10 protein-coding genes are annotated in these 14012 nt (G+C 33.2%); 9 read left to right on the top strand and 1 reads right to left on the bottom strand.

Translation table 11 applies throughout. The features are described from left to right. The first annotated feature begins 106 nt into the window (after window positions 1-106). A complete protein-coding gene (locus tag AB5359_RS02740) occupies window positions 107-721 on the top strand; it encodes a sugar O-acetyltransferase (protein ID WP_048687013.1) in 615 nt (204 codons plus the stop codon). Window positions 722-823: 102 nt separating this feature from the next. Here the strand turns inward: AB5359_RS02740 and plsY are convergent, their stop codons facing one another. Next, on the bottom strand, window positions 824-1483 hold the full coding sequence (gene plsY, locus AB5359_RS02745; protein ID WP_048687012.1) for a glycerol-3-phosphate 1-O-acyltransferase PlsY: 660 nt from the start codon (window positions 1481-1483) through the stop codon (window positions 824-826). 99 nt (window positions 1484-1582) lie between these two features. Here plsY and parE point away from each other — a divergent pair, with 99 nt between their 5' ends. From parE to xerS, 8 genes are all read left to right on the top strand, one after another. After that, window positions 1583-3541, top strand: a complete 1959-nt coding sequence (parE, locus tag AB5359_RS02750) for a DNA topoisomerase IV subunit B (RefSeq protein ID WP_368280187.1) — start codon at window positions 1583-1585, stop codon at window positions 3539-3541. A gap of 16 nt (window positions 3542-3557) precedes the next feature. Continuing rightward, entirely contained in the window at window positions 3558-6038 is a 2481-nt protein-coding gene (parC, locus tag AB5359_RS02755; protein ID WP_077410382.1) for a DNA topoisomerase IV subunit A, read from the top strand. 236 nt (window positions 6039-6274) lie between these two features. Beyond that, window positions 6275-7228 (top strand): LysR family transcriptional regulator, encoded by a 954-nt coding sequence (locus AB5359_RS02760; protein WP_048687007.1) that lies wholly within the window; start codon window positions 6275-6277, stop codon window positions 7226-7228. 119 nt (window positions 7229-7347) lie between these two features. Further along, a complete protein-coding gene (locus AB5359_RS02765) occupies window positions 7348-8283 on the top strand; it encodes a manganese-dependent inorganic pyrophosphatase (RefSeq protein ID WP_003647301.1) in 936 nt (311 codons plus the stop codon). A gap of 73 nt (window positions 8284-8356) precedes the next feature. Then, entirely contained in the window at window positions 8357-10135 is a 1779-nt protein-coding gene (recQ, locus tag AB5359_RS02770) for a DNA helicase RecQ (RefSeq protein ID WP_368287191.1), read from the top strand. Window positions 10136-10196: 61 nt separating this feature from the next. Next, window positions 10197-10784 carry a peptidylprolyl isomerase gene (locus AB5359_RS02775; RefSeq protein ID WP_020807357.1) on the top strand — a complete coding sequence of 196 codons (588 nt, stop codon included), beginning with the start codon at window positions 10197-10199 and terminating at the stop codon, window positions 10782-10784. Window positions 10785-10851: 67 nt separating this feature from the next. Further along, window positions 10852-11550: a YoaK family protein gene (locus AB5359_RS02780; protein ID WP_368280191.1), complete on the top strand. Its 699-nt coding sequence runs from the start codon at window positions 10852-10854 to the stop codon at window positions 11548-11550. A gap of 1352 nt (window positions 11551-12902) precedes the next feature. Continuing rightward, window positions 12903-13973: a tyrosine recombinase XerS gene (gene xerS, locus AB5359_RS02785; protein ID WP_368280192.1), complete on the top strand. Its 1071-nt coding sequence runs from the start codon at window positions 12903-12905 to the stop codon at window positions 13971-13973. Window positions 13974-14012: the final 39 nt, after the last annotated feature.

Consider the following 14012-nt stretch of genomic DNA (forward strand, 5'->3'; position numbering starts at 1 on the left):
ACTAATTAATTATCATAATCTTAAGCATTCAATTTAACAAAAATATGATATTTTAGGTACTAATAGATAAAATAAAAAGATAAAGATAAGAAACTAGGTTTTGATAATGGAAGAAAATACTAAAAAAATGCTCGCCGGTTTACCATATCGTCCAGACACTGAGGAGTTAAGCAGAATTTCAACGAAAGCTCATCGTTTAAGTAGGGACTATAATCAAACCGCCGATGAAGATAAAGAAGTTAGAAAAGCAATTATTGATGAATTATTTCCAGATCATGAAACAGGAGTGTATTTACAAGGACCAATTGAGGTTGACTATGGAAAATTTACTAAACTAGGTAAGAATTTTTATGCCAATTTTAACCTAACTATTTTAGATACTTGTCCTGTAACGATTGGTGATAATGTAATGTGTGGTCCAAATACTTCATTAGTAACTCCACTTCATCCCTTATTGCCTGAGCAACGTAATGCACGTCTTCAAAAAGATGGGAAAATTGCTGATATCGAATATGGTGCTCCAATTACAATTGGCGATAACTGTTGGCTAGCAAGTAACGTGACTGTCTGTCCGGGCGTAACTATTGGTAAGAACTGTGTTATCGGAGCAGGGAGCGTAGTAACTAAAAATATTCCTGATAATTCACTTGTTTTAGGAGTTCCAGGTCGGGTAGTAAGAAAAATCACCGAAAAAGATCGCTTAGATAATTATCCTTACTAAAAATTTGCTATAGAATCGCCTTGCGAACATTTGTTTGAATGAAGTATAATAACTATGAAAAAAGACTGTTAAAGCATTAACTTTAGCAGTCTTTTGTTCTTACTATTTATTTATTTTAGATTTACTATTGAGTAATCCATGGGATTTTTTATACCAATACCATAATCCAAAAGGAACGATATTTTCTTCATGATTGATTAATCGTTTAATATTAGAACGGTGTCTTACAAACAATAAGACCATCATAATTCCAGTAATAATAGTCAGAAAGACATCATGAAACCAGAAAGAACAAATAAAAATTATCACTATTGAAACTAAACTAGATAAACTTACGTATGAAGTAATAAAGAGCACTGGTAAAAATACTACTGCACATAGTCCAAAGAATTTTAGATTGTAGCCTAGGAATACACCTGCACTAGTTGCTACCGCTTTTCCTCCCTTGAATTTTAGAAAGATTGAGAAAGTATGACCTAAAATAGCGCAGGCACCGGCAATTAATAATAAATACTTTGGTCCCTTTAAATGGAAAATTAAAGGCAAATCGGTAGCAAGTGTTCCTTTTAATACATCAATAATTAAAACCGCACTTCCAGCTATCGGTCCCATTACTCTGAATGAATTAGTTGTTCCAATGTTTCCTGATCCAAAATTTCTTATATCTTCATGAAAAAATATTTTTCCGACTAACACACCTGTAGGAAAGGACCCAATTAAGTATGCTAAAATAAAAACTAGTAAATAATTCAACGTAGACATTTAATTTTCAACCCCATTTAAAATCTAAAGCTATTTTAACAGAGATTATAATAGCTGTGGGATTGATTTTGATTGTCTGTTAAAAATGGAGGCATTTATTTGGCTAAAACAAATAAAACGACCAGTTCATATGATGATTCTTCGATCCAGATTCTTCATGGACTAGAGGCAGTAAGAAAACGTCCAGGAATGTATATCGGTTCAACTGATCGACATGGTCTAAATCAACTAGTTTACGAAATCGTTGATAACTCAGTTGATGAAGCAATGGCTGGTTATGGTAAAGAAATTAACGTAACTATTCATAAAGATAATTCGGTTACAGTTCAGGACTTTGGACGTGGAATGCCAACCGGAATGCATGCATCAGGAATTCCAACAATTGAGGTTATTCTGACTGTTTTGCACGCAGGTGGTAAGTTTACTGAGAAAAATTATCAAACCTCTGGAGGCTTGCACGGTGTCGGCTCTTCTGTCGTAAACGCATTATCTTCTTATCTAAAGGTTAGAGTCGTTAGAGACGGACAGGCTTATGAAGAAGAATTTGAAAATGGTGGACATCCGATTGGCACTCTTAAGCATTTGGGTAAAACTAAAGATAAGAATGGTACCACGATTACTTTTAAACCAGATGCGACTATCTTTTCAACTACTACCTATAATTATGAAACTATTCAAGAACGAATTCGTGAATCAGCATTTCTTTTAAAGGGTGTTAAATTTACTTTAACCGATGAACGCGAACCCGAACATCATGATGAATTTCTCTATGAAGATGGAATTAAGTCATTTGTATCTTACTTAAATGAAGATAAAGATACGATGGGAAATGTATTCTACTTTTCTGGTCAGCAAAATGGCATTGAGGTAGAATTCGCTGGTCAGTATAACGATGGGTACTCAGAAAACTTTGTTTCATTTGTAAACAATGTCCGTACTGCTGATGGTGGTAGTCATGAGGCTGGTGCAAGAAGTGGATTTACTAAAGCTTTTAATGATTATGCTAAAAAGCAGGGCTTGTTAAAAAATAAAGATAAGGGTCTAGAAGGTAGTGATTACCGTGAAGGCCTAAGTGCAGTCTTATCTGTTAAGATCCCTGAAGAATTATTAGAGTTTGAAGGACAGACCAAGGGTAAATTAGGTACTCCACAAGCAAGAAGTGTTGTTGATAGCATTGTTTACGAGCAACTTTCTTATTACTTAATGGAAAATGGAGAATTTGCTCAAAGTTTAGTTCAAAAAGCTCAAAAGGCTAGGGATGCGCGTGAAGCAGCTAAAAAGGCCAGAGATGAAAGTCGAAGCGGCAAAAAGAGACGAAAGAAAGAAATTCTTTCTGGAAAATTAACCCCTGCTCAATCACGTAATCCTAAGAAAAATGAATTATTCCTAGTCGAGGGTGACTCAGCTGGAGGATCTGCAAAACAAGGCCGAGATCGAAAATTTCAAGCAATCTTACCATTGCGTGGTAAAGTATTGAATACACAAAAAGCTAAATTGCAAGATATCTTTAAGAACGAAGAAATTAACACTATGATTCATACTATTGGAGCTGGCGTTGGTTCTGATTTTCAAATTAAAGATGCTAATTACGATAAAATCATCATCATGACAGATGCGGATACTGATGGTGCTCATATTCAAATTTTGTTGTTAACCTTCTTTTACAGATATATGCGTCCAATGGTTGAAGCAGGGCGCGTTTATATCGCACTTCCACCACTTTACAAGCTTCAAAAGGGAAACGGTGCAAAGGCTAAGATCAAATATGCCTGGACTGATGAAGAACTAAGTGAAGACTCTAAAGATATGGGTAAAGGATTTGCTTTACAGCGGTTTAAAGGTTTAGGTGAAATGAACGCTGATCAGTTATGGGAAACTACCATGAATCCTGAAACTCGTACTTTAATTAGAGTTAAGATTGATGATGCACAACTTGCTGAAAAGCGTGTGACAACCTTGATGGGAGATAAGGTTGCTCCGAGAAGAAAATGGATCGACGAAAATGTTAAATTCCGCATGGGCGAAGATGGTTCAATTCTAGAAACAAGTAGAGATTAAGAGGTTAGATTTTTAAATGGTAAAAACTACTGAAAGAATTAGGGAATTACCTCTTGAAGAAGTTATGGGAGAAAGATTTGGACGATATTCAAAATATATTATCCAAGAACGTGCTCTCCCTGACATTCGAGATGGTTTGAAACCTGTTCAACGTCGTATTCTTTATGCAATGTATAAAGATAATAATACATATGACAAACCTTATAAAAAAGCTGCTAAGGCCGTCGGAAATGTAATGGGTAACTTTCACCCTCATGGAGATAGTTCTATTTATGGTGCGCTAGTTCACTTATCTCAAGACTGGAAGATGCGTGAACCCTTGATCGAGATGCACGGTAATAATGGATCGATGGATGGGGATGGTCCAGCAGCAATGCGTTATACGGAATCTCGTTTAAGTAAAATTTCTAATTTGCTTTTACAGGATATTGATAAAGAAACAGTTCAAATGATTTTGAACTTTGATGACACAGAATATGAACCAACTGTCCTACCTGCGCATTTTCCTAATTTATTAGTTAATGGTTCAACTGGAATTTCAGCTGGATATGCGACAGAAATTCCGCCACATAACCTAGCTGAAGTTATTGACGCAGCTGTTTATCTCTTGAAACATCCCGATGCCACCACAGATGATTTAATGGAATTTGTCAAAGGGCCAGATTTTCCAACTGGTGGTATTGTACTTGGGACAAAAGGCATTAAGGAAGCTTATGAAACTGGTCGTGGAAGAATACAAGTTCGCTCTAAGACCACTATTCAAGATATTAAGGGACACCGTCAACAAATCGTAGTTACTGAAGTTCCTTTTGGCGTCAACAAGGCGATGATGGTCAAGAAAATTGATGAAATCCGTTTAAATAAGGAAATTGATGGAATTTCCGAAGTAAGAGACGAGACTGACCGTCATGGACTTTCAATCGTTATTGAATTAAAAAAGGGTGCAGACAGTCAAAATATTTTGAACTATCTTTTTAAGAACACTGATTTGCAAGTTTCATATAACTTCAATATGGTTGCAATTGACCGTATGACTCCCGTCCAAGTTGGCTTGAAACGAATTTTATCTTCATATTTGACCCATAAAAAAGAGGTTGTTACTAAAAGAACTGAATTTGATTTAAAAAAGGCAAAGCAGCGACTAGAAATCGTTGAAGGTTTGATTCATGCGCTGGATATTTTAGATCAAGTTATTAAGACAATTAGATCTTCTAAAGATAAAAAGGATGCTAAAAATAATTTAATTGCTAAATATGAATTTACTCCTAATCAAGCAGAAGCTATTGTTTCTTTGCAACTGTACCGTTTAACTAATACTGATGTTAACCAACTTAAGAAAGAACAAACAGAACTAAATAAAAAGATTGACAAATTCAATGAAATTTTAAGCGACAATAAAGTTCTAGAAAAAGTTGTAGTTAAAGAATTAAATGCGGTCAAAAAAGAATTTGGTTCTCCAAGAAGAACTGAAATCACAGCTAAAGCAGCTAAAATTGAAATTAACGAAAAAGCTTTAGTTGCCGATGAAGACGTTCGTGTATTAGTAAGTAAAGATGGCTACTTAAAACGCTCATCCATTCGTTCCTTCCAGTCGACTGACACAAGTGATAATGGATTACCTGATGGCGATAAGGTTATTTTTGAAAAGACAATGTCAACCTTAGATAACCTTTATATTTTCACCAATAAAGGAAACCTTATTTATCGACCAGTCCATGAATTAATAGAAACAAAGTGGAAAGAAACTGGTCAACACCTTTCTCAAGAAATCGGACTGGATAATGACGAAGAAATCATTCGAGTATTTGAAATTAATGACTTAAAAGCAAGTTTGAACTTTTTAATTGCCACAAACGATGGCTATATTAAACAAGTTACCTTAGCTGATTTGCAGCCAACTAGAACTTATAAATCTCGTGCGATCACTGCAATTAAGCTTAAGAGTAAAGACAGTAAAGTCGTAAGAATTGATAAAGTTAAACCAGATAGTAAGCAAGAAATTACCTTAATAACTAATCAAGCATATGCAGTCAGATTTGATATTAGCGAAATTCCTACTTCGGGTTCTAAAGCAGTAGGGGTTAAATCCGTTAACCTTAAAGACAATGATTATATCGTAAATTATGTTCTTGCCGATCCTAAATATGTTGACTTGATTCATATTGGGATTATTACTCAACGTGGGGCATTTAAGCAGCTAAAACTTAACTTAATAAACAAGGTAACTCGTGCTAAACGAGGTGTATTAGTACTACGTGAACTTAAAACTAAACCTCATCGAATCATGGCAATTAGTAGCTACGGCGAGAATCATATCTTGCATTTAACTACTTCTAGTGATCGTCATATCGAATTAAATACATCTGAATTTCCATTAGGTGATCGATATTCAAATGGTTCATTTGTTTTAGATCCAATGACAGATGGAACACCAATTTCATTAACGCTAGGTCAACCATTAGCAGACGGAAGAGATAGAACAGAAGACCTATTTTAAATGAAAGCTAAGAATAGTATTTTAAAGCTACTCTTAGCTTTTTTATTAAGGTAAATAATTATAGAAAAATAGCTTATATTTTATGTAAATATTTTCATTATCTAGATACAGGTGTTATGATAAAAAGTGTAGGATGAATAATAGGCTTTATAAAAGGCTATCAGAAAATAATTGTATGTATTTTAAATTTATATCAATTAGATGTTATTCCAGATTTATATAAGAGGCATTCAATCATGAAAACAAATACTGATGCAGTTCTATCTGCGAAATCTTTACGTTACTTTCTTCAATTAATTGATAACATGAGTTACACTCAAGCAGCTCAAATCTTAGGAATAACCCAACCTGCATTAACTCAACAAATTAAGAAATTGGAACGTGCAGTTGGATCTCCCTTATTTGGTCAAATGGGGAAAAAGCTCTATTTAACTGATGCTGGTCTAAAAATGGAGGAAACAGCCAAGGCACTATTTTCAACAGTTAATAATGCCGTTGATAGTATCCAGCAATATACAAAATCAGATACTGGGACTATTTCATTAGGTGTATTGTCCACTATTGAAGCTAGGGTTATCGATCAATTTCTAATTGAATTTAACCAGAAATATCCAGAGATAACCTTACATGTCGGCTTTTACAATAGAACAGAGCTTTGGGACAAATTAGATAATAATCAATTAGACTTAGCAGTTCTTTATATGCCAGATCACAATGCTACTGTAAAAAACATGAAGCAATATATGGCTAAACAAATTTATCCAGAATCAGTAGTATTTTTAACTCATAATCCAGAAACGAAATTTTATAAGTTAGCACAACATAAGTGGGTAACTTACCCTAAGGATTACTACTTGCCTCAAATTGTGCGTCGATTTTATGCTACTGAATTTCCAAATAATGAGTTGCTAACTCCAGTTACTTTTACTGCTCCTTATCAACTAATAAAATTTGCGGAACAAACTGATTACGACACTTATGTTTCAAAGAGCTTCTATAAGGCTCACAAGGCTCAAATCACGCTCTCCCCATTAGAGCCAAAACGTGAAACAAACTTTGAAAGTTGCTTTATTTATCGTAAAAACAAGAGTGAGATACCTCGATTAGTTAATTTCTTAAAAGAATGGGATAAATTTATTAATGAAAAAGATTATGATAGTCGATTAGAAGAGGTTAAAGTTAATATCTAGTTTTAGAAGCATTGTTTTTATAACTAAAAGCAATGCTTTTTAGTGCGGGATTGATTTGCTTAAGTTCAAATTTTAATCTAAAATATTAAGTAGATATAATTTTAAAGGAGCTCTATATAATGGCAAAAGAATTGATTTTTGGTCACCAAAATCCTGATACAGATGCAATCGGAACTGCAATTGCATACTCATACTTACAAAATAAATTAGGTTACGATACTGAAGCAGTCGCTTTGGGCGAAGCTAACGATGAAACTAAGTATGCCTTGAATAAATTCGGTTTTACTGCACCTCGTGTAATTAAAACTGCTTCAAACGAAGTTGATGCAGTTATGCTTGTTGACCACAATGAACCTCAACAAAGTGTTTCTGACATTGATAAAGTTAAAGTGACTCACGTAGTAGATCACCACCGTATCATGAACTTTAATACCGCTGATCCTTTATACTACCGTGCAGCTCCAGTTGGTTGTACAAGTACAATTATGTGGCAGATGTACAACGAAAAAGAAATTGAAATTCCACAAGATATTGCTGGAATTATGCTCTCAGCTATTATTTCAGATACTTTATTATTAAAATCACCAACTACTACAGATCAAGACAAAGAAGCTGTAGAAGCTTTAGCCAACATTGCTGGTGTTAACTACAAAGAATATGGTCTTAAAATGCTAAAAGCTGGTACCAATATTGCTGATAAGTCAGAAGAAGACTTAATCGATTTAGACGCTAAGAGCTTTGAATTAAATGGCAGCAACGTTCGTGTAGCACAAATTAATGTTGTTGACTTGCCAGAGGCTTTAGAGCGTAAAGAAGCTTTCTTAAAGGCTATGGATGAAGCTTCAAAGAGTGAAGGCTACGATATGTTCATGCTTTTGATTACTAATATTCTTGATTCAGATTCAGAAGCTTTAGTAGTAGGTAGTGATGAATCAAAAGCTAAGTTTGAAAAGGCATTTAATACTAAATTGTCAGATTCAGAAGTTAAGTTACCAGGTGTTGTTTCAAGAAAGAAGCAAGTTGTTCCTCCATTAACTAATGCTTTTGAAGCTTAAGTTATTATTTAGTTCAATTTTAGAAAAGACAGGTATGATCTTTCATACTTGTTTTTTTATTTAATTAGGAAAAATGAAATCATTACAAGTATTAAAAGATGTATTTGGCTACACAACATTTCGCCCAGGACAAGAAAAAGTTATTGATTTAGTTCTTAAAGGAGAAAATGTTCTAGCAGTAATGCCAACTGGTGCAGGAAAATCAATGTGCTATCAAATTCCCGCCTTAGTTAATTCCGGTTTGACTTTAGTAATTTCTCCCTTAATTTCGCTAATGAAAGACCAAATTGATTCCTTAAAGCAAAATGGTATTAATGCGGCAGCCCTAAATTCGGCGACTCCTCAAGAAGAAGTAAATCCAATTTTAAGACAAGCATATGAAGGCAAAATAAAGCTTCTGTATGTGACTCCTGAGCGATTAGCAATGGATTATTTTCGCTATCAGCTAAACTTCTTAGATATTTCATTAGTAGCAGTCGATGAAGCACATTGTATTTCACAGTGGGGACATGATTTTCGACCAGCGTATCGCCAAATAATGGATGGCGTCAAATCAATTAAGAGTAATCCGAATATTTTGGCCTTAACTGCAACTGCCACACCCTCAGTTCAAAAAGACATATCAGAACAATTGCAGATACCTAATAAAAATTATGTTATTACTTCATTTGCAGGGCCAAATCTAAGTTTCAAGGTAGTGGATAATCCTAAAAATACTAACTTGTATCTTTTAGACTATATTAAAAAGCACCCTAATGAATCCGGAATTATATATGCCAGTACAAGAAAACATGTTGAAGAATTAACTGACTATTTAGCTCAAAATGGTATTCTAACAGCTAGTTACCATGCTGGTCTTTCTAATGAAGAGAGATCAGATGTACAAGATGCTTTTCAATTCGATAAAGTACAAGTGATAGTTGCTACTAATGCTTTTGGAATGGGGATTGACAAAAGAAATGTGCGCTTTGTAATTCATGCTAACAGTACACCAAACTTAGAATCGTATTATCAAGAAGCTGGCAGAGCAGGTAGAGACGGTGAGCGTTGTGAGAGTATCCTAATCTATCATCCTAAAGATATCCGGCTCTATCGTTGGTTTATTGAACAATCTGATTTAGCTGATGAATATCAAAAAATACAGTATCAAAAACTAGCTATGATTACTAAATATGTTAATACCACAGAGTGTTTACAACAGTTTATCGTCAGCTATTTTGGACAAAGGTGTGAGCCCTGTGGTAAGTGCTCTAACTGTTTAGGAACCTTTATTGAAAAAGACATTACGTCAGAAAGTAAAAACATTATTGCAACTATTTATGAATTAGATGGTCGTTTTGGCAAGACTGTAGTTGCTGATGTAGTTTCAGGAGCAAATAATCAACGCATGAGAGAAATCGATGCAGCTCATTTAAGGCATTATGGCAGTTTAAAGATTGGAAAGAGTAGGGTCATAAACTTAATAAACTATCTAATTAGCCATAATTATTTACAACTGACTGATAGTCAATATCCAGTAGTTCATGTGACTAACTTAGGATGGGACGTTTTAGATAATAAAAAGATTTCTAAAAAAATAGAAAAATTAAGTCAAACCTATAATCAAATTCCGAAAGAAGAGAATGACTTATTTTTTCGCTTAAAAGAAGTTCGTTTAGATTTAGCTAAAAAACAGGGGATACCAGCTTTTTATATCTTTTCAGATAAGTCTTTAAGAGAAATGGCACTGCAAAAACCTAAGACACAAGCAGAATTTTTAAATATTTCAGGAGTAGGTCAAGCTAAGCTTAAATCCTATGGTCAAATTATGCTAGCTGCAATCAAAAATTACTTGAAAGAAGACGCAGACTAATGAAGTGTAGTTAAATAAAGTGTAAAATGAATTAGAATAGTATAAATTCAGGAGGATTAACATGGAATATCCACAATTAGACCTAGAAAATGCAAAAGGTCCAAAAGCCTTAATTCAAACAAATCATGGAGATATTAAAATTCAATTATTTGAAAAAGAAGCTCCAATGACTGTTGAAAATTTTGTCCGTTTAGCTAAAAAAGGCTATTATGATGGCACTACTTTTCACAGAGTAATTAGTGATTTCATGATCCAGGGCGGTGATCCAAAGGGTGACGGTACTGGTGGCGAAAGTATCTGGGGACATCCTTTTGAAGATGAATTTTCAAATAAATTATTCAATGTACGTGGTGCGCTTTCCATGGCTAATTCTGGGCCTAATACAAATGGCAGCCAATTCTTTATTGTTCAAAATAAAAACGTACCTAAACGCATGATTAAAGAAATGGATGCTGCAGGTTATCCTAAAGAATTAGTTAAGGCATACAAGCAAGGTGGAACACCGTGGCTTGATGGTCGCCATACTGTTTTTGGTCAAGTGATCAAAGGTATGGATGTTGTTGATGAAATTGCAAAGGTTCCACGTGACAAAGCAAATGATAAGCCAAAAGAAGATGTGATTATTAAGAGTATTCATATTGAAGATTAAACAAATTAAACATGGTCTAAATTGATCATGTTTTTAATTTGTTTTCACTATAACTTGGAGGTTAATCATGGGTATATTTTCAGATGAAAAATATCGTCCATCTGAATCGCGTATTTTAGCTACAGCATTGACTTTTTCTGCGGGATTTATTGATGCCTATACTTATATTCAACGGGGACATACTTTATCTGCTGGACAGACAGGAAACGTCATCTTCTTTGCGTCAGCATTTGCTGACCATAATATTGCAGGTATGTTAAACAGGGCAACAACGTTTATTGCTTTTACCTTAGGATTACTACTTGTTGGACTTTTTCATAAGTATGTAAAAAGTAATTATTGGCGTGTATTTTGTTTATTTCCAATTCTATTTATTTGCTTGGGCGTTGGTTTCGTTCCTAAAAACTTACCAAATTATTATGTAGTTCCGGTAATTGCGTTTGGTTTAGCGGTTCAGAATGCATCATTTAGTAAAATTGAAGGTATGGGATATAATAATGCATTCACAACTGGCAACTTAAAAAAATCTGTAGTTGCTTGGAGCGCATATTTCTTTGGTGAAGATAAGTCACAGCATAACGCAGCTGTTAACTATATGTTCTTGGTTATTGCATTTGCACTTGGTGCAATTGTATCAGCATTGCTCCAAAAGATCTTTGTTTTAAAAACTATTTGGTTTGCTGTTTTACTTTTAGGAGCAATCAATATCGTTTATACGATCTCTTTAAATAAAAGAAAGAAACTATCTTTTTCTAAAAATGAATAATTAATAGAGAAACTTTGAGAATGATAAAACTCAAAGTTTTTTTACTTATAAAAGAGAGTAGCTTAGTTCATCTTGACTATACTTCGTGTAATATATATTATGTAAAGTATAACATAAAAATATATCATATTTGTAATTAATCACAATCACCAGCCCAACCATCAATCAACTAATTATCTACTATTTATCAAAAGTTACTTTTTAAATTTACTAACATTTCAATTAGAACACATTAATCTTTTTACAGTCAGAAATTCTGCTTACCCCTTATTTCACAATTAATCAGCTGAAAATTCTAAGCTAAAGATTTTTATCAATTAATCAGATTAGATTATTAAAAAGCATTTTCTTTAGTGTTGAGATGACGATTCTACGTCTTTTAAAATGGTTCTTGATTAATAGTTGTTAAGTTGTTAGCTATAAGAACTCATAAATTACTGGATGCGAAACTTTTTTGTTCATGGCACATTTCTTTCATCTAAATCCAGTAAGCTTTTAATTAGATCATGTTAGTTCGGATATGCTAGATACTAAGTTGAATATTTCTTAAAATTATTATGAAACATTCAAAATAAAAGGTAAAAAGAGATAAAGCATAATCATAGTAAACCTGGTCATAATAATTTTTATCTATCAATTGTTATTGCGGGTATTTTAATTTATTTTCTTATTAAAATTAAAGTCTAGAATTATCAATATATACGTAATGGTCTTTCATTAAAACAATAATTTTAATGAAAGGTATAAGAGACTCTCCCGAAACATCAATGTTTTGCTGATAATTAATGCTTACAAATTACATTTAATTATTATAAAATTCTATTTTTACCTTTAAAATTACACTTGATTAGTGTCTTATCGATGTCTTCAAAATACTAAGAAAAAACCTCCTCATACATACCAAAAAGCTGTAAGTTTCAGCAAAAAATTCCCGTGAATTGATTTGATGTTTAATTAGAAATTATATCCCGGTCTCCTCTAATTAAATCCAAACATTTATACAGCCTTAACGTCTCAGTTAGTAAATATATAGCTCATAAATACTACTTTCAATCAAATTTTAAATATATAATCAACCCCTTAATTATCGTGAAATTAGCAAAATTAATTTAAAGTAACTTTTCAGTTCATCAATTATCAAATTACCTTAGAATTTTCGCATTCCAATTTTAGTTATGTTCCTCCTAGCAATCTGTAAACTAACTTCTACATTTTCAGGTTATTATTTATCTAATTTCTTCTTACTTATGGATACTCTCCCCCCTCTCCTACTTAGAAAAGATTAGGGGACAAGACTAAATTGCTTAAATAAGATATAATATATACAAACCTATGTTCGAGGAGACTATAAATTGGAAACTAACAAATATTTATCCTTAATTAAACAAGAGTTGGCGAATATGCCTGATTTTATAAAAGAATATAATCTTGGCACCACTCATTCATTAACTACAACATACCAATATTTAACAGAAATTCGTCGCTTTTTTGATTGGTTGAGACAAAATAAATTATCTACAGCTTCTTCCAACAAAGAAATTGAACTAGTGACACTAGAAGACATGCAACGAAATGATGTTATGCTTTATATTCATCATCTTAAACACACAAAAAATCAACAAGGACGATTAAACTCACCTACTACAATTAATCGATCAATTAATGCCCTGCGTTCTTTATATAAATTTTTAACAATTACCTCAGACAATAATCATGGAGAACCATACTTTGATCGTAATGTCATGTTAAAAATTAATTCGTTGAATGATACTAAGACATTGAATTACCGAGCTCATGTTCTAGAATCTCATATGTACATGGGTGATTTAAAATATCAATTTTTAGATTTTATTGAAAATGAATACGATCATAAATGTAATAAACAGTCTCTACCGTCTTTCAAAAAAAATCATGAACGTGACATAGCTATTATTGCATTGATTTTAGGTACAGGAATTAGAGTTTCAGAATGTGTTAGTGTGAATGTTCGTAACATTAACCTAAAAGATGAAATGCTTGATGTGATTAGAAAAGGTGGTCAAAAAGATAGTGTCCCGATTGCTGACTGGACTATTCCTTATTTAAAAAAATATCAAGAAATACGTGCCGATCGCTACCATGCAGATAGAGATGATATAGCCTTCTTTTTAACCAGATGGCATGGAAAAACCAGAAGAATGACTGCAAATGCTGTTGAAAAGATGGTCAATAAATATTCTGCTGCTTTTGGAAAACCTCTAACACCGCATAAATTACGCCATACTTTGGCCAGTGAGCTGTACGAAGTAACTAAAGATCAAGTTCTCGTAGCACAACAATTAGGTCAAAAAGGAACTACGGCAACTGACTTGTATACTCACGTAGATCAAAAAAAGCAAAAAGCTGCTCTCAATAAGATCAATAGACATAAGAATCAAGATTAATTTAAGTATAGTACTATTTTAATTATAATAAATATGATA

This window comes from Lactobacillus sp. RTP31084st1_F9_RTP31084_210423 (assembly GCF_040919545.1).
Taxonomy (GTDB): Bacteria; Bacillota; Bacilli; order Lactobacillales; family Lactobacillaceae; genus Lactobacillus; species Lactobacillus paragasseri.

Coding starts and splice junctions, on each gene's coding strand:
- plsY (WP_048687012.1), bottom strand. CDS start 1,483: ATGTCTACGTTGAATTATTTACTAGTTTTTATTTTAGCATACTTAATT.
- parC (WP_077410382.1), top strand. CDS start 3,558: ATGGTAAAAACTACTGAAAGAATTAGGGAATTACCTCTTGAAGAAGTT.
- AB5359_RS02740 (WP_048687013.1), top strand. CDS start 107: ATGGAAGAAAATACTAAAAAAATGCTCGCCGGTTTACCATATCGTCCA.
- recQ (WP_368287191.1), top strand. CDS start 8,357: ATGAAATCATTACAAGTATTAAAAGATGTATTTGGCTACACAACATTT.
- AB5359_RS02760 (WP_048687007.1), top strand. CDS start 6,275: ATGAAAACAAATACTGATGCAGTTCTATCTGCGAAATCTTTACGTTAC.
- AB5359_RS02765 (WP_003647301.1), top strand. CDS start 7,348: ATGGCAAAAGAATTGATTTTTGGTCACCAAAATCCTGATACAGATGCA.
- AB5359_RS02775 (WP_020807357.1), top strand. CDS start 10,197: ATGGAATATCCACAATTAGACCTAGAAAATGCAAAAGGTCCAAAAGCC.
- AB5359_RS02780 (WP_368280191.1), top strand. CDS start 10,852: ATGGGTATATTTTCAGATGAAAAATATCGTCCATCTGAATCGCGTATT.